13 protein-coding genes are annotated in these 17,272 nt (G+C 62.3%); 7 read left to right on the top strand and 6 right to left on the bottom strand.

Features of this window, described 5'->3' with window-relative positions; all coding sequences use genetic code 11:
• The first annotated feature begins 20 nt into the window (after positions 1-20).
• Together KZO34_RS11095 and KZO34_RS11090 are read left to right on the top strand one after the other, a co-directional pair.
• Positions 21-1,016, top strand: a complete 996-nt coding sequence (locus KZO34_RS11095; RefSeq protein ID WP_219476414.1) for an ABC transporter permease — start codon at positions 21-23, stop codon at positions 1,014-1,016.
• An 11-nt stretch (positions 1,017-1,027) separates the two neighbouring features.
• Positions 1,028-1,894, top strand: a complete 867-nt coding sequence (locus KZO34_RS11090; protein WP_219476411.1) for an ABC transporter ATP-binding protein — start codon at positions 1,028-1,030, stop codon at positions 1,892-1,894.
• A gap of 9 nt (positions 1,895-1,903) precedes the next feature.
• Here the strand turns inward: KZO34_RS11090 and KZO34_RS11085 are convergent, their stop codons facing one another.
• The gene (locus KZO34_RS11085; RefSeq protein ID WP_219476409.1) at positions 1,904-3,202 is read right to left on the bottom strand and encodes a nitrate regulatory protein; all 1,299 of its coding nucleotides are present in this window, start codon (positions 3,200-3,202) and stop codon (positions 1,904-1,906) included.
• Positions 3,203-3,546: 344 nt separating this feature from the next.
• Between KZO34_RS11085 and KZO34_RS11080 the strand changes: the two genes are divergently transcribed.
• From KZO34_RS11080 to nirD, 3 genes are all read left to right on the top strand, one after another.
• Positions 3,547-4,779: an NAD(P)/FAD-dependent oxidoreductase gene (locus KZO34_RS11080; protein ID WP_257900257.1), complete on the top strand. Its 1,233-nt coding sequence runs from the start codon at positions 3,547-3,549 to the stop codon at positions 4,777-4,779.
• A gap of 28 nt (positions 4,780-4,807) precedes the next feature.
• Positions 4,808-7,315, top strand: a complete 2,508-nt coding sequence (gene nirB, locus KZO34_RS11075; RefSeq protein WP_219476407.1) for a nitrite reductase large subunit NirB — start codon at positions 4,808-4,810, stop codon at positions 7,313-7,315.
• A gap of 164 nt (positions 7,316-7,479) precedes the next feature.
• Positions 7,480-7,848: a nitrite reductase small subunit NirD gene (nirD, locus tag KZO34_RS11070; RefSeq protein WP_219476406.1), complete on the top strand. Its 369-nt coding sequence runs from the start codon at positions 7,480-7,482 to the stop codon at positions 7,846-7,848.
• Here nirD and KZO34_RS11065 read toward each other — a convergent pair.
• Complete coding sequence (locus KZO34_RS11065) at positions 7,828-11,004, bottom strand: efflux RND transporter permease subunit (protein ID WP_219476405.1); 3,177 nt, start codon at positions 11,002-11,004, stop codon at positions 7,828-7,830. The two genes, nirD and KZO34_RS11065, sit on opposite strands and share 21 nt — an antisense overlap.
• The gene (locus tag KZO34_RS11060; RefSeq protein ID WP_308318802.1) at positions 11,004-12,083 is read right to left on the bottom strand and encodes an efflux RND transporter periplasmic adaptor subunit; all 1,080 of its coding nucleotides are present in this window, start codon (positions 12,081-12,083) and stop codon (positions 11,004-11,006) included. Before KZO34_RS11060 ends, KZO34_RS11065 begins: the two co-directional genes overlap by 1 nt.
• Before the next feature lie 186 nt (positions 12,084-12,269).
• Between KZO34_RS11060 and KZO34_RS11055 the strand changes: the two genes are divergently transcribed.
• Positions 12,270-13,637 (top strand): WS/DGAT/MGAT family O-acyltransferase, encoded by a 1,368-nt coding sequence (locus tag KZO34_RS11055; protein WP_219476404.1) that lies wholly within the window; start codon positions 12,270-12,272, stop codon positions 13,635-13,637.
• Here the strand turns inward: KZO34_RS11055 and KZO34_RS11050 are convergent, their stop codons facing one another.
• Positions 13,638-14,045, bottom strand: a complete 408-nt coding sequence (locus KZO34_RS11050; protein ID WP_219476403.1) for an NINE protein — start codon at positions 14,043-14,045, stop codon at positions 13,638-13,640.
• 155 nt (positions 14,046-14,200) lie between these two features.
• Entirely contained in the window at positions 14,201-15,307 is a 1,107-nt protein-coding gene (locus KZO34_RS11045) for an AraC family transcriptional regulator (protein ID WP_219476402.1), read from the bottom strand.
• Positions 15,308-15,531: 224 nt separating this feature from the next.
• Here KZO34_RS11045 and KZO34_RS11040 point away from each other — a divergent pair, with 224 nt between their 5' ends.
• Positions 15,532-16,437, top strand: coding sequence for a metal-dependent hydrolase (locus KZO34_RS11040; protein ID WP_219476400.1), 906 nt, complete (start codon positions 15,532-15,534; stop codon positions 16,435-16,437).
• A gap of 47 nt (positions 16,438-16,484) precedes the next feature.
• Here KZO34_RS11040 and KZO34_RS11035 read toward each other — a convergent pair whose 3' ends face one another.
• Positions 16,485-17,267 carry a class II glutamine amidotransferase gene (locus KZO34_RS11035; protein ID WP_219476399.1) on the bottom strand — a complete coding sequence of 261 codons (783 nt, stop codon included), beginning with the start codon at positions 17,265-17,267 and terminating at the stop codon, positions 16,485-16,487.
• Between the last annotated feature and the right edge of the window lie 5 nt (positions 17,268-17,272).

The following is a 17,272-nucleotide window of genomic DNA, read 5'->3' as shown; positions in this document are numbered from 1 at the left end:
GGAGACTCCAGGAGAACGACATGAGTACGTTAACCACCCCCACGTCCAGATCCAGTGCATCCGGCTGGCTCAAAGCTCTGGCCGACCGATTTACCGGCGTCGAGCTGGCCCAGACCGGCAAGCAGCTGTTGCTGCCGACCATCGGCATCCTGATTTTCCTTGGCTTCTGGCATCTGGCCGCGCCCCAGGTGGACACGTCACTCGGGACCTTTCCCGGGCCGGCCCAGGTCTGGGAGCAGGGTGGCCAGCTGTGGCAGGAGCACAGCAACCAGCGTGACCGGGCGGACAAGTTCGTGACCATGCAGGAGGAGCGGAATGCCCGGATCCTGGCCGACAATCCGGAGGCAGAGGTCAGGATCCGCGCCTACCCGGGTGCCCCGACCTTCCTCGACCAGGTGGTCACCAGCCTGATCACGGTACTGGCGGGGTTCCTGCTCGCCACGGTCATCGCGGTACCACTGGGCATCGTGTTTGGCCTGAACCGCTACTTTCAGGCGGCCGTGAACCCCTTGATTCAGATCTTCAAGCCGGTTTCGCCCCTGGCCTGGCTGCCGTTGGTGACCATGGTGGTGTCGGCCACCTACGTCAGTGACGATCCGATGTTCGAGAAGTCGTTCCTGACTTCGATGATCACGGTGACCCTGTGCAGCCTCTGGCCCACCCTGATCAACACCAGCGTTGGCGTGGCCGCGGTGAATCCGGACCTGCTGAACGTGTCCCGGGTCCTGCGGCTGTCGTTCTGGACCCACGTCAGAAAAGTGGTGCTGCCATCCTCGGTGCCGATGATCTTCACCGGCCTTCGGGTATCCCTGGGCATTGCCTGGATGGTGCTGATTGCCGCCGAGATGCTGGCCCAGAGCCCGGGCCTCGGGAAGTTTGTCTGGGACGAGTTCCAGAACGGCAGCAGCCAGTCCCTGAGCCGGATTATGGTGGCGGTACTGGCCATCGGATTTATCGGCTTCCTGCTGGATCGCATCATGCTGTTGATCCAGAAGAAAGTCGCCTGGAACGAATAACGGAGATGATCATGAGTAAAGCGCATTTGGAACTGACCGGGGTCGAAATGGCCTTCGACACCCCCAAGGGCTCATTTGTCGCCCTGGACAACGTCGACCTGAAGATCAAGAAGGGCGAGTTTGTGTCGCTGATCGGCCATTCCGGTTGCGGCAAATCCACGGTCCTGAACATCGTCGCCGGGCTGTTACAGGCTACCCGGGGTGGCTGCGTACTGGACGGCCATGAGGTGAACTCCCCGGGTCCGGAGCGGGCGGTGGTCTTCCAGAACCATGCCCTGATGCCCTGGCTGACGGTGTACGAGAACGTCGAACTGGCGGTGCAGCAGGTGTTCCGCAAATCCATGGCCAGGCAGGAACGCCGGGACTGGATTCACCACAACCTGGAACTGGTAAACATGGCCCACGCCGCGAACAAGCGGCCGGGGGAGATCTCCGGGGGCATGGCCCAGCGGGTGGGCATCGCCCGGGCCCTGGCGATGAAACCCAGCGTGCTGCTGATGGACGAGCCGTTCGGGGCACTGGACGCCCTCACCCGGGCCCATCTGCAGGACTCACTGATGGACATCCAGCAGGAACTGAACAATACGGTGATCATGATTACCCACGATGTCGACGAAGCGGTGCTGCTGTCCGATCGCATTATCATGATGACCAATGGCCCGGCGGCGACCGTCGGCGAAGACCTGCACATTGACCTGCCGAGGCCCCGGAACCGGGTCACCCTGGCCGACGATCCCACCTATGTGCACTACCGCCAGGACGTGCTGAAGTTCCTCTACGAGAAACAGCGCAAGCTGGAAAACATTGCGCCACGTCGTGGCAGTCAGTCCGCTGCGACCGACTCGAAGAAGGACACCGCCCGGGCCGTCAGGGCCTGAGCAACTGGCTCACGTCAGCACATCGGCCATAGAGACCAGGGCCCGGGCAACGTCCGGAAGCTTCTTGCCCTGGTCCATGGCCAGTTTTCGCAACACGCGGTGAGCCTCGTCGTTACCGATCTTGCGATGCTCCATCAGCAACAACACCGCTTTCTCCTGGGTTTTCCGATCTTCCAGCGCTTCCTTGGCACTCTGCAACTCGTCGTTCATCTGCTGCAACCGTCGGGTCTGCGCCTGAACCAGATCGAAAATGGACCGGCCAAACTGCTGACCAACCCCTTCGCTGCTCCAGGATTCACCTGCCCGGGCATCATCAGCGGAATCGCACAATACCAGCAGGGGCTGCGAGGAACTGTCCGGCTGGTCCAGGGAGGCAATCAGGATCTCCTGATGGGCCAGGGAATTACGCGCCTCGGCAAAGCGCTCGACACAGCGGGTATGAAAACTGCCTTCCACGGCGTCTTCCACTTTCTTGAGCTCGTCCATGCGCTCGGACATCAGGGCAAACCAGTGATCCGCCAGTTCCGGGTCCAGCGATTTGTAACGGCCCACCGAGCATCCGAGCTGACGCAGACGCTCGATCTCGGTCTCCCGCTCGTTGGCGCGCAGGGACTGCCACAATTCGCGGCTATGGTCGTCGGCGAAACCGACGAACACCTCAAAACAGCGTTCCTGCGCCTCAACGAGGTGCATCATGCGCTTCGACAGTGCACTGTCGAAGCCGCCACTGGAAAACCCGGCGGACCCCACGGCCCGCTCCTGGCCACAGAATTCCTTGCCGTTCATCAGGTGCACCATGGCCACCAGCAGGCCGGCAATGGAGGGGTCCACCGCGGTATCGGCGGCTTCAAAAACCACCGTGATGAATTCGTGGATCAGGTTGCTGTAGCTGTCGGTGGCTTCTTCTGCAGACATCTCCTGATTCTCAACCCTGGCCCGAATCGATGGCAGCTCTTCCAGCCCGTGCAGGGCACTGGCGATGTGGTTGAGCAGATGACTGCTGACCGGGTGCGCTGTCAGCGCCTCGTGTACCTCCGCCAGGGCCTGCTCAAAGATACCCGACAGGCGGTCCGAATCTTGGATCATCGCCCGCCGCTCGTACGCAAACTTTCCGCCGCCGGACCCGAGAAACACGTTGGACGCACCGCGTTCCCGCTGCAGGCCGTGAACCAGGTTGCTGATGCTCTGGACCACCTTGCCCATCTGCAGAAAATACTGAAGGTTCATCAATTCGCATTGTCGCGAGGCAATCAGGTAGTCCGCGGCAGATGGCGGGGTGGGGTTCTTCGGCTTTCGTCTGGTGTTCATGGCAATACTCCGGGCCGGTGGCCGTACTTTCTCGATACCGGATAGCTCAGCAATTACTGCGCCATCAAAAGCCTCAAAGTCGTGCAAACCGCCCCAGCAAGGGGCAGCCAATCCGGAATTGCACCTCGCCTGCGGCGGCGTGACGGACGGATGTTGTTGATTTTAAAGGCACTGAAAAAGTGGCACGAAGATCGCTAAGAGCTAAGTAAGGATGAACGTCCCGGCCAAGGATTCGGCCGGACCATCAGATCATTGTTGTTGGCATTGGCGCCGGACCATCGATTCCCCTCGGGGATGAGATGCTCCGGCTTTTTTTGTTGGTTCAGAAAGTAAGGGGAGCAGCTATGGCCGGGTACAGAGAACGCACGCTGGTGGTCTGTGGCCACGGCATGGTGGCGCAACGGTTCCTGGAAGAACTGATGGCCCGGGAGCCTGCCCCCGACCTGAACATCGTCGTCTTCAACGGCGAAGCCCGTCCGGCCTATAACCGGATCCAGTTGTCGGCACTGCTCAGCGGCGATGCCGACGCGGGTAGCCTGACCCTGAAACCCGGTGACTGGTTCACCCGCCACGGCATTGAGGTTCACTCCGGCGAGTCGGTCAGCGCCATCGACCGCCAGGAACAGACGGTGACCACCAGCGCCGGGCGCATCCAGCGATACGACCACCTCGTCATTGCTACCGGATCCCGCCCCGGTCAACTGGGTATTCCGGGCGAAGACCTGTCCGGTGTTACCCAGTTTCGGAATTTCAACGACACCTGTCATCTGATTGAGCAAAGTCGGACCCGGCAACGGGCCGTGGTTGTGGGCGGCGGTTTTCTCGGCCTGGAGGCCGCCGCCGGCCTGATGCGTCGCGGGGTCGCCGTGACCGTCCTGCATCGCAGCGGGCACCTGCTCAACCGTCAATTGGATCCTACCGGAGGCAAGCTGCTCGCCGACGCCCTGACCGCCAAAGGCATGGACATTCTGACCTCGACCTCTCCGGTCCAGTTTCTGGGCCGGGACGGTGTCCGGGCGGTTCAGCTGAGCGATCAGACCGTCCTCAGCACCGACCTGGTGGTGGTTGCCACGGGCATTGTGCCGAACAGGGAGCTGGCGGAAGCCGCCGGCCTGGACTGTGGTCGCGGCATCCGGGTGAACCGGCAGCTGCGCACCAGCGACCCGCACATCCACGCCCTGGGGGAATGCTGCGAACTGAACAGCGAGACCTTCGGCCTGGTGGAACCGGGCTATCAGCAGGCCCGGATACTGGCTCAGGTACTGGCGGACGACACCAGTACCGCCAGTTACCGGAGCTCGGTGATCGCCACCCGCCTCAAGATCAGCGACGTTCCGGTCTTCTCCTGCGGCGTGCAAACCCCGGACGAGACCACCGAATCCCTGATCTGGCAGGACTTCGAGACCGGCGGGTACAGCCACCTGATGATCCGCGATAACCGCCTGGTCGGCGCCATTTTGGTGGGCGACACCGGCCAGGGCACCTGGTATCAGGAGCTGATCACCGAGCAGGCCAACATTGCCCGGTTCCGGGCCCAGCTGCCTTTTGGCAGACAATTTTGCGAGGTAGCGGCCTGAGCCGCTATCCATGAGAGAGGATATGACCATGAGCAAGAAAACCCTGATCGTGATTGGCAACGGCATGGTTGGCCACCACTTCCTGGAGCAGTTTGTCGCCAGCCCCGCGTCGGCAGAGTACGACGTGCTCGTCTTCGGTGAAGAGAAGCAGCTGGCCTACGACCGGGTCCACCTGTCCGACTATTTCGCCGGCTCCACCCACGCGGATCTCGCCATGGGCACCGCCGACTGGTACACCGAGCAGGGCATCCAGCTCCGCCTGAACGAGGCCGTGATCAGCCTCGACCGCGACCAGCGCATTGTGACCACGCCCAAAGGCCAATACCGTTACGACGAACTGGTGCTGGCCACCGGTTCCTATCCGTTCGTGCCACCGATCGAGGGTCGAGAGCACCCGCACTGCTTCGTGTACCGGACCCTGGATGACCTCGACGCCATCCGCGACAGCGCCCAGACCGGCAAATCCGGCGTCGTCGTCGGCGGCGGCCTGCTGGGCCTGGAGGCCGCCAACGCCCTGAAAAGCCTCGGCCTGCAGGCGCACGTGGTGGAATTCGCGCCCCGGCTGATGCCGGTGCAGCTGGATACCGACGGCGGCGCACTGCTGCGCCACAAGATCGAGGAACTGGGTGTGCAGGTGCATACCGAAAAGGCCACCACCGCCATTGTGGACGGCGAGGACGCGCGGCTGCGCATGAACTTCAGCGACGGAAGCCATCTGGAAACCGACCTGATCGTGTTCTCCGCCGGTATCCGGCCCCAGGACGCCCTGGCCCGATCCAGTGGCCTCGAGGTCGGCGAACGTGGTGGTATTGTCGTCAACGACCAGTGCACCACTTCGGACCCGCACATCCACGCCATTGGCGAATGCGCCCTCTGGGACCAGCGGATTTTCGGCCTGGTGGCCCCCGGTTACACCATGGCCCGGACCCTGGCCTCGGTCCTCAACGGCGACAGCGACGCGGCCTTCACCGGCGCCGACATGAGCACCAAGCTCAAGCTGCTGGGCGTTGATGTCGGCTCGATCGGCGATGCCCACGGCCAGACGCCGGGCGCCCGCAACATCCGTTTCAACGACGAACAGGTGGGGCACTACCGCCGGATGGTGGTCAGTGAGGACGGCAAAACCCTGCTGGGCGCCATCCTGGTGGGCGATAACAGCCACTACGACACCCTGCTTCAGTACACCCTGAACGGGATCACCCTGCCGGACAACCCGGAAACCCTGATCCTGCCGGAAAGCCGGGGCGGCGCCCCGGCCCTGGGCCCGGATGCATTGCCGGAAACCGCCTCGATCTGCTCCTGCCACAACGTGAGCAAGGGCGATATCTGCGGCGCCATCGACGCCGGCTGCAGCGACCTGGGCAGCGTCAAGGCCGAGACCAAGGCCAGTACCGGCTGCGGCGGCTGCACCGCCCTGCTCAAAACCGTGGTGGACAGCGAACTGGAAAAGCGCGGCGTGGAAGTCAGCAAGGATCTGTGCGAGCACTTCCCGTACAGCCGCCAGGAGTTGTTCCATATCGTCAAGGTCAACGGCATTCGCACCTTCCGTACCCTGATCAGCCAGCACGGCAGGGGCCACGGCTGCGACATCTGCAAGCCCACGGTGGCCTCCATTCTGGCCACCTGCTGGAACGACCACATCCTGGCCACCGACCACGTACCGCTGCAGGACACCAACGACACCTTCATGGCCAACATGCAGAAAAACGGTACCTATTCCATCGTGCCGCGTATTCCCGGTGGCGAGATCACCCCGGACAAGCTGATTGTGCTGGGTGAGGTAGCCAAGCAGTACAACCTGTACACCAAGATCACCGGCGGCCAGCGGGTCGACCTGTTCGGCGCCACCCTGAGTGAGTTACCGGACATCTGGGAGAAGCTGATCGCGGCCGGCTTCGAGACCGGTCACGCCTATGGCAAGTCGCTGCGAACGGTTAAATCCTGCGTCGGCAGCACCTGGTGCCGGTATGGCGTCCAGGACAGCGTGGGCATGGCGATCCGCCTGGAGAACCGCTACAAGGGGCTGCGCGCGCCGCACAAGGTGAAGATGGCGGTGTCCGGCTGCACCCGCGAGTGTGCCGAGGCCCAGAGCAAGGATTTTGGCGTGATCGCCACCGAGAACGGCTGGAACCTCTACGTCTGCGGCAACGGCGGCATGCGTCCGCGCCACGCCGACCTGTTTGCCACCGACCTGTCCGACGAGGAGCTGATCCGCACCATTGACCGGGTGATCATGTTCTACGTGCGCACCGGCGACCGGCTGCAGCGCACCAGCGTCTGGATGGAGAACCTCGAGGGTGGCCTGGAGTACCTGAAGCAGGTGGTGCTGGAGGACAGCCTGGGCATCGGTGCGGAGCTGGACGAGCACATGGCCGGCATTGTCGACACCTACCAGTGTGAGTGGAAGACCGCGGTGGAGGATCCGGAGAAGCGCAAGCGGTTCCGGGAGTTTGTGAATGCGCCAGAGCAGAAAGATCCGGTGCAGCAGTGGACGACCGAGCGGGATCAGCGCAGGCCGGTGTTGGAGTCCGCTTAGCCTGCTGACGACGTGCTGGAGCGCGCGGCACGGGGGTGCTTTTCTTCTGGGAAAAATAACTCGCTGCGCTCAGACATCTTTTTCCCTGTCAGAAAAGCACCCCCCATACCCCACGCTCACGGAGCTCGGGAATATTGTCTGATCGAAATTGAAGGAGATTACTGATGACAGCTCGAACTGACTGGAAGGCCGTTTGTACTGTTGAGGACCTGGTGCCGGAATCTGGTATTGCCGTCTGGACCGAAGATAGGCCGGTGGCGTTGTTTTATCTGCCGCACAGGCTACCGGCCCTGTTTGCCATCAGTCACACCGACCCATTCAGCGGGGCCAACGTTCTGGCCCGGGGTATTACCGGCGATTTGAAGGGTGAACCAGTGGTGGCGTCGCCACTGTACAAGCAGCACTTCAGCCTGGTCACCGGCCAATGCCTGGAAGACGAGTCGGTGTCGGTAAAGACCTACCCGGTCCTGCTGGACGGCGACACCATCCGCCTGGGAGTCCCCGTCAGCCAATCAGATTCCGCCGTCGCCTGAAAAACGGCAGCGCCACCGCTCCCGCCAGCCTAGAACCACAATGGTCAGCGCCGGCAAAAACGTCACCGTGACGATAGCCGCACCCACCAGGCCAAACAGAACGATGGCCCCCACGCCCCGGTAGAGCTCCGTGCCCTCGCCCGGCAGGAACACGAGTGGCGACAGGCCGCACAGGGTGGTCAGGGTGGTCATGGCAATCGGGCGCAGGCGGGTGCGGACCGCGTCGGTGACCGCATCCACCACCGAGCTGCCCTTGTGGCGCAGGTTCTGGCGGGCCTGGTCCAGCACCAGAATCGGGTTGTTCACCACCGTTCCCATCAGAATCAGAAAACCCAGCATGGTGATCATGTCAAAGGGCTGGCGCAGCGGCTGCAAGCCCAGCAGGGGCAGCAGGCCCCCGACCAGATTCATCAGCGCCAGCCCGACAATGCCGCCGGCAACCCCCAGCGGAATGGCGGTCAGGATCAGCAGAGGAAAGCCCCAATGCGCAAAGATCGCCACCAACACCAGGTAGACGATCGCGATGGCAATGATGAAGTTGCCGGCCAGGGCATCCCGGGTGGCGTTAAGCTGATCGCTGGCACCCGAGATATCCACGTTCACACTGGCCGGGAGCGTGCCTTTTTCCCGCATCGCCTGCAGCAACTCGGTCCGCACCCGTTCGACCCCGGCCTCCAGCGGGACATCCCCGGGCGGGATCACATTGAGCGTCACGGTTCGGCGACCGTCCACCCGCCTGACCACGCTGGTGTCCACAGTCTCCTCAATGGCGGCGACGCTGGACAGAGGCAGGGTCGATCCTTCCGGCGTGTGCACCATGACATCCGGCAGCCGGGCCAGCTTTGAACCCCGACCTTCCCGGCCGTACAGGTAGATATCGATCTTGTCGTCGTCCAGGAAGAAGTCATCGATGTAACTGCCTTCGGTGAGCGAGGCCACCGTGAAACCAATGGCTTCGGTATCCAGACCCAGTTCGGCCGCCCGGTCCCAGTCCGGTCGGATCTGGATCAGTGGCTGGGCCAGCGACAGGGTCGACGGCTGGCTCTGGATCCTGGGGTTGTCGAAAATGACCTCGGCCTGCTGGTAGGCCGCGTTGGCAGCCCGATAGACCGAGACCAGGTCCGGGCCGGAAATATCCAGGTTTATGCTGCGGGTGCCGCCGTCGTTGCTGGAAATGATCGAGCCCTTGGCGGCAAACGCGCGCATGCCCGGAAACTGCTCGTAGACCCGGGTGATCTCATCCATCAACGCCTCGATGTGCGTGGGCTCCAGGGTCTCCGCGATGATGCGCAGGCCGGTCGGGGTGATCTGCAGGTTCAGGTAGGCCATGGGCGGAACGCCGGTTTCGCCCATGGCGTAGGCCGCACCGTCCGCGTTCACGTGGGGCAGGAAATGGTCCTCCACCTGCCGCCCGATTGCGGCCATTTCGTCCAGGTTGTAGCCGGGGGGTGCGCTCATGGCGGCAAAAGTCTTGGGCTCCTCGCCCTCGGGCAGGTATTCCGCCGGCGGCGTGAGGAACAGGATCACCCAGGCGCTGGCGAGCACCGTGATCACGATCACCAGAACCCGCCGCCACGAGCCGTCCACCAGCCAGCGCACCGCCACCATCACGTTGGTGGCCCAGCCGCCGGCGGTTTCATTGCCGTACTGGTCGGTCTGGACCGCCCCGCGGCCAAAATCGAGGCGGGCACACAGGGTCGGGATCACCGTGATGGCCACCAGCATGGACGCGAGAATGGCGGCAGAGATGGCGATGGCGACGTCCGAGTACAGCTGGCCCGCCTCCTCGTCAATAAACAGAATCGGCAGGAAGACCAGCATGGTGGTGGCGGTCGAGGCCAGCACGGCCGGCCAGACTTCCTTTACCCCCTTGAGGGCCGACTCGAAACGATCCAGGCCCAGTCGACGGTGACGTTCGATATTCTCCAGCACCACGATGCTGTTATCCACGGTCATACCGATGGCGAAGGCGATGCCCGCCAGCGAGATCACGTTGACGGTGCGACCGGTGACCTGCAGCCCGATGAAGGCGGCAATGGCACAGAGAGGGATACCACAGACTCCGGCCAGGGTGGCCCGCCCGGAACGAAGGAACAGGTACATCACCAGGGTGGCAAACACCGCACCTATCCCCAGGTTGGTCCAGACGTTGGCAATGGAGGCTTCGACATAACGGGCATCGTCGGCCGTCAGCTCCAGGATCATACCGGCGGGTTCGAGCACCTCCTCGTTGATGGCGGCCACCTCGTCCATCATCGCGTGCTTGATGTCGATAACGTTGGAACCGCTTTCGCGGCGGACCTGCAGGCCAATCACCTGCCGACCATTGATCACCGCCAGCTCCCGGATGCGAGAGTGCCCGGGCTCCACCCGGGCGACATCGCTCAAACGCACCACGCTGTCGCCCTGGCGTCGCACCACGAGCCGTTCCAGCGCCTCGATATCGTCGAAGCGACCAACCGTCCGCAGCAGATAGCGACGCTTGCCAGCCTCAATTTCGCCGCCGGAGATATCACGGTTGCGGTCGGTCACGGCATCACGCAGATCCACCAGGCTCAGGCCCCGCTGGGCCAGTGCCGCGGCGTCGACAATGATCTGTATCTGCCGGTCTGCGCCACCACCGACTTCCACCTCGGAAACCCCGGGCACGCTCTCCATACGGGGGCGTACCCGATCCTCAATGAAATCGCGCATGAGCTCGATGTCCAGCTCCCGGGGATTCCCCTCCAGGGTCGATACCCGCAGGTACATAAAGGAGTTGGAGGAAAAGGACGCGGCAACGATGCGGGGCTCATCGACGTTGCGAGGGTAATCGGGAACCTGGCTGAGGGCATTGTTGATCTGGATGAGGGTCTCGGTGATGTCGACGCCAAACGGAAATTCCAGCTCGATTTCCGCCGAGCCACTCTGCGCCGTCGCCATCATACGGCTGAGGTTCGGCACATTACGCAGGTAACGCTCCTGCTCAATCAGGATCTCTTTCTCGATGTCCTGGGGTGTGGCACCCGGCCAACGGGTTTCCACGGTGACCGTGCGCACTTCCAGGTCCGGAATCATCTGCACCGGTATCCGGAACGCAGCCGCCGTCCCGAGAATCGCGACAATCAGTGCGATGACAGCAACGAGGGTGCCGTGACGGATGATGCCGGCAAACATCAACGGGCCTCCCGCTCGGCGATCCGGACGGTAATGCCCTCGCTCAATGACTCGTTGCCCCGGGTCACCACCTGTTCGCCACCGCTCAGACCGTCAGTCACCTCGACCCGCCCCTTGAAGGCGGTCCCCAGGCGAATTCGTTTCTCACGGACCGTGTAGGTGTCGCCATCGGCTTCCTCGGCGATCCACACCGTCACCCGGCCCTCAGGATAGCGGTTGATGGCATCCCGGGAAACGGTCAGCCCCTCCTGGCCCGTGCTGACCCTCAACACCGCCTGCACCGCCATGCCCGGCCAGAAGCCGACGGTCTCCGGCTGCAGTGCTCGCAACAGGAAGGTCCGGGACTGGGGGTCGGTTACCGGGACCCGGGCGTTGATGGTCGCTTCGGCGAGGCTGGATCCCTGACGCACCAGCAGCATCGAACGCTCATCCAGTCGGTTGAAATATTCCTGTGGCACCTCGAAGTCCAGGCGCAGGTTGGTGGTATCCACTAGCCGGAGCAGTTCATCGCCCGGAGTGACCCACTCGCCCAGGTCACTGCTGCGTTCGCTGATCACCCCATCGAACGGCGCTCGCACGTGATGCCGACGAACCCGTACGTCCATCCGGTTGAGTACGGCCTCGAGCCGGGCCAGGGCGGCCCGGGCCGCCACCACCTCACTCTCACGGCTACGGACCTCGGTGGCGGCAATGTTCCGGCCGGCGCCGACCGAGCGCGCCTCCTTCAGCCGCCGTTCCGCCTCTGCCAGCAACGCCCGGGCCTGGTCGGTTTCGGCCCGGGCAGCCGCCAGTTCGTGCACCGCCTGTTCGTCATCAAGCTCGACCAGCACGTCACCCCTGGACACCCGATCACCGGCCTCTACCCGCACGGTATCCAGCAAACCGGCAACCGCCGGCGAGATCGAGGACACCCGCAAGGGATTGACGGTGCCATTGAGCGACACTTCCTGGATGATGGCTTCGGTGGACACCGTTTCGAGCCGGACCCCGGGCGCCTGCTGCGCCGACGCCCCCCCGGCGGCGACCTGCAGCAACATCAACAATGCCCAGCAACGGACACAGTCAAAGCCAGCGCTCACTTCCCGTCTTCCCGACTCTCGCACCCGGAATCCTCCGATCTCGTTGATGACCTGAATCAAGTGCTACGAATTGAACCTTAGACCAGACCTGACCGGCAGCAACCTCCGAATTCGCGAATGGGTCAATTAAGCCCGCCAACAAGTACGCTACTATCAGCGCATACCACGAATAAAAAGGATGGCAGCGTGAAACCACTCAGCCCGACCGACCAGCTGTTTCTCTGGCTTGAAAAACGGCAACAACCCATGCACGTGGGAGGTCTGCAATTGTTTTCATTTCCGGAAGGCGCTCCGGACGACTACGTGGCCCAACTGGCCGAACAACTGCGTCGACACACCCAGGTGACAACGCCCTTTGACCGCCGTCTGGACACCCGGTTGGCGCAACCGGTGTGGGTACACGACGAACACCTGGACCTGGAACACCATTTCCGCTTCGAGGCGCTGCCCACGCCCGGACGAATTCGGGAGCTGCTGACCTTTGTCTCGGCCGAGCATTCGCACCTGATGGACCGGGAGCGGCCACTGTGGGAGTTTCATCTGATCGAGGGGCTGGGCGAGCGTCAGTTTGCGGTCTACATCAAGGTCCACCATGCCCTGGTGGATGGTATTTCGGCCATGCGGATGATCCAGCAGATGCTCACCACCAACCCTGCCGAGCGGGACATGCCGCCGATCTGGGACCTGCCGGTCCGGGCCGGCCGGGACGATGGTGACGACGGCCCATCCCTGTGGCGGAGTGTTGGCCATCTGCTTGGAGAGTCGGGCAAACAGCTGGGTACGGTGCCAACGGTTGCCCGGGAATTGCTTCGCACCATCAACGATGCCCGCAAGGACCCGGCGTACGATTCCATCTTCCATGCGCCGCGCAGTATTCTGAACCAGAAGATTACCGGGTCACGGCGCTTTGCAGCCCAGTCCTACTCCCTGGACCGGATCAAGGCGGTGTGTCATGCCTTCCACACCACCGTCAATGACGTTGTTACCGCGATGTGCGCCACGGCCCTGAGAACCTACCTGATGAACCAGGATGCATTGCCGGCAAAACCACTGATCGCCATGGTTCCGGTCTCGCTCCGCAAGGACGACAGTTCAGAAGGCAATCAGGTGGGCGTCATTCTTGCCAACCTGCACACCGACGAGCCCGACGCTGCGGTGCGGCTCACCCGGATACACCAAGGGATTCAGACAGCCAAAGACCGTTATGCCACGATGTCATCGGAAGAAATCATCAACTACACCGCATTGACGCTGGCCCCTGCGGCGTTTCACCTGCTGACTGGCATGGCGCCAAAATGGCAGACCTACAATGTGGTGATCTCCAACGTGCCCGGCCCGAAGGAGACCTGCTACTGGAACGGAGCCAGACTTGAGGGCATGTACCCGGTGTCCATCGCGATGGATCGTCTGGCTCTGAACATGACACTGACCAGCTATAACGGTCAGGTAGAGTTCGGCCTGGTTGGTTGCCGCCGCACGCTGCCCAGCCTGCAACGTATGCTCGATTACCTCGAGGATGGTCTGGCGGAACTGGAGCGGGCGGCGGGTTTGTGATCAGCCGAACCGGTGCTCCTGGTTGCGAACGGAGATCTGCTCGTTCAGGGTCCAGAAATCGTACAGCACGCCGAGCAGGAACAAACCACCGGTGAGCAGGTAGATGATGCCGCTGATCCATTTTCCCATGTACATCCGGTGCAGACCGAAGACGCCGGTGAAGGTGAGCAGCAGCCAGCTGATGTTATAGCTGACTTCGCCCTCACGGAAACGGAAATCGGCCTCCCGGTCCATGGACGGAATCAGGAACAGATCGATGATCCAGCCGATGAAGAGCAGGCCCAGGGTGAAGAACCAGATAGTGCCGGTGATGGGCTTGCCGTAGTAGAAACGGTGGGACCCCAGGAACCCGAAGATCCAGAGGAGGTAACCGAAGAGTTTGCTGTGGGTGTCTGTTCTGGCTTCCATGGTGCTTTCCTTCTGGCTTCTGATTTTCGCCCTGTTAAGGCCCCAGCCTTTTGGGTTTGGTGGCTGGCCAGGGATGGGATTATTTTCTCGAGAAAATAAAAATCACCCTGCAACCACGCTCCCATATTAACGGCCCCAAGAACCAAAGCCCAACCTCAGGGCCCCAATTCCGGCGCCGGATCGGGCCCGTCCTCCCGAAACTCGCTCGCGGACTTGCCGGTCCATTTGCGGAACGCCCGGCTGAAATTGGACAAGTCCGCATAGCCCAGCTCGTAGGCAATCTCGCTGACCGACTGATTGGTGTACCGCAGTAACTGAATGGCGCGATCCTTGAGCACCGATTCGACGATTTCCCGGTAGTGGGTGTCTTTCTCCGCCAGCCGCCGTTTCAGGGTCCGGGACGAGACGCAAAAGCGCTCGGCCATGGTTTCCAGTGACGGCAAGGGCCCCGGCATCATCCTCAGCATGTTGCGAATGGCCAGGGTGATGTCGCCCTGCTCCTTGAGAGCCTTCTGCAATTCAAACTCACACTGCTCCCGGGCCATGTCCGAGGCGTCCGCATCCGCCAGGCGCATGCGGACGTCCAGCAGCTGCCGCGGGAACACCAGCAACTCCTCCGGCTGACCGTACTGGAACTGAACCGGTAAATGGTGGGCAAACCGACGGTAGTAATCGGGTTCCGGCGAACTCAGGCGCACGGTGACGCCGGGGAGTTTTCCCTGTTCCAGGGCAAACCCCTTGCTCTGGGCGTCGTCGCGGTCAAGCAGCTGTTCGGTCAAAAGAATCAGGGTGGCGCTGACGGTTTCGGCCAGGAAAGGGTACAGCTCGGGTACATCGAATTCGGTACACAGCTGCACCAGCACCCGTTCGCCAGCCAGGGACTGCTTCATGCTCAGGAAGGGCGCCCGCAGCTGGAGATAGCGACGCACCGAATCCAGCGCCCCCTCAAAGGTGGGGCTGGTGAGTGCGGCAAAGCCAAGCGTGCCGTGAATGGTCAGCCGCAATTCCCGGGCGAGGGCAAAGCTCAGGCCATCGGGGCCCGCCAGGTCCAGGGCGCGCCGGGCCATGAGGGTGGCGTCGGTGACAAACACCCGACTGTCATTGGCTTTCAGGTCGTCGGCGGTAAAGTTGAGGCCCTCGTACAGCTTGCGATCGTTGTGGCCAAGCTGCCGGACGGTTTCTGCCAGTACCCGCATGTAGACACCGGGCACCAGGAACAGTCCCAGCATCCGCCGCTCGTTGTCCGGTCCGGTTGTTGTCATAGAGGGTCCTTAACGGGAGGTTTCCAAACGCGACAGTCCGACTCTATCAGAAGGTCCCCGCCGCCACAGTGGGACGGGGGGCAGGTGTGGCTCCGTCAACATAGTCAATTGCTGCCACCGCGATGGCCCAACCTGAACGATGGCCGTCCCCTTCGCGCATTCCTTCCCGACGCTGACTCTCCCAAACTTGAGCCATGACATCAGCCAAAGTGAGGAGTACACAGATGCTGAGCACCAAAACACCGGAAAAACGGGCCGCAGCGGCCAACAAGGCCTCCAATACCCCCAAACATGTCACCATCACGCCCCAGCGCATGGGCTTCGAGTTCGGCGCTCGCGTTCCCCGGTACTGGGTCGATAACAACTACCTCATCAGTCACACCATGAACGCGCTGTCCGTGCTGTTCCCCGAGGGCGAGCAGTTCTTCGTGGATTCGGTACGTGCCTTCCGGAGCGGGATCCAGGATCCCAAGCTCAAGGATGAGGTTCGCGGTTTCATCGGCCAGGAGGCCATGCATTCCCTGGAGCACATTGCCATGAATCGGCACGTGCGGGATCAGGGCATGCCGGTTGAGGCCATGGAGAAGGACCTCAAGGTGCTGCTCGACGCCGTCCGCCTGCTGCCCAAACGCCATCAACTGGCAGTAACCTGCGCCCTTGAACACATCACCGCCATGATGGCAGACATGCTGCTGGAACGGGATGACATCCGCGAGGACATGGATGAGAGCATGCGACCGCTCTGGGTCTGGCACGCCATTGAAGAAACCGAGCACAAGGCCGTGGCCTACGATGTGTTCCAGCAGGCCGGTGGCACCTACGCCGAACGCGCGGTCTATCAGCTGGTGAGCACCGGCGTACTCGGGGTAGTCGCGACCTGGTTCACCGGGCGCATGATGCTCAACGATCGCAAGAACTTCTCGGTGAAGGACGCAGCCAAAGGGCTGTGGCGCATGTGGGGCAAAAACGGGACCTTCTCCAGCCTGATTCCCGCGTGGCTGGAATACTTCAAACCGGATTACCACCCCTGGGACAAGGACAACAGTGACCTTATTGCCGAATTCAAGGCCGAGGTCCAGCAATACATCGCACCGGAGTACCAGAACGGCAACCGCCGGACCCTGCAATAACCCCGCGCAAACCGTCCGTGAGCGCCGACACAGCCGGGTAATCCATGTTACCCGGCTTCCGCATTACCGTTCATCACCACCTCGCCCTTGCGCCAGAGGCGCCAGTCGCCGGGATTGTAGATATCCCACACTTCGTCCGTCGTGAGCGGCTCGGTGACAATGACACTGACGACATCATCGGGGGTGGTTTCCGATTCGAAATCAACGATGACATCGGCATCTTTCAGCCTCGCCGGTCCGAACGGTGCGCGCCGAGTGATGCTCGCCATCTTTGTGCTGCAGTAGGTGAACAGCCAGTCGCCGTTACTGAGCAAGAGATTGAACACGCCCTGACGCGCAAAGCCCTGAGCCAGCGCCACCAGGTGTTCGACGATGGTTTCGGTTGGCGTATCGCGGTCACAGTCGCGCCGCAGATGGTTGAGGATAGCGCAGAACAGTGACTCGCTGTCCGTGCTACCGACCGGTTCGTAAAAGCCCGGACCCGCCCGGAATCCGGAAATCTGGCCATTGTGGGCAAAAACCCAATAGCGACCCCAGAGCTCCCGCAGAAACGGGTGGGTATTGGCCAGGCAGATCTCCCCGACATTGGCCTGCCGAATGTGGCAAATGGCCACCTCGCTCTTGATCGGGCAGGTCTGGACCACTTCCGCGATCCGGGAATTGGCACTGGCGTCAACATCGTGGAAGGCCCGGACCCCTTTCCCCTCATAGAAGGCCACCCCCCAGCCATCCTGGTGAGGCCCAGTGTCGCCGCCGCGACGGGTCAAACCGGTAAAGCTGAAACACAGGTCGGTGGGGGTGTTGGCGCTCATGGCCAGGAGTTCACACATGACTG

Origin of the sequence: Marinobacter sp. F4206 (genome assembly GCF_019392195.1) — a bacterium.
GTDB lineage: Bacteria > Pseudomonadota > Gammaproteobacteria > Pseudomonadales > Oleiphilaceae > Marinobacter.
The sequence above is the reverse complement of the archived record's forward strand: the minus strand, read 5'-3'. Positions and strand labels throughout refer to the sequence as shown.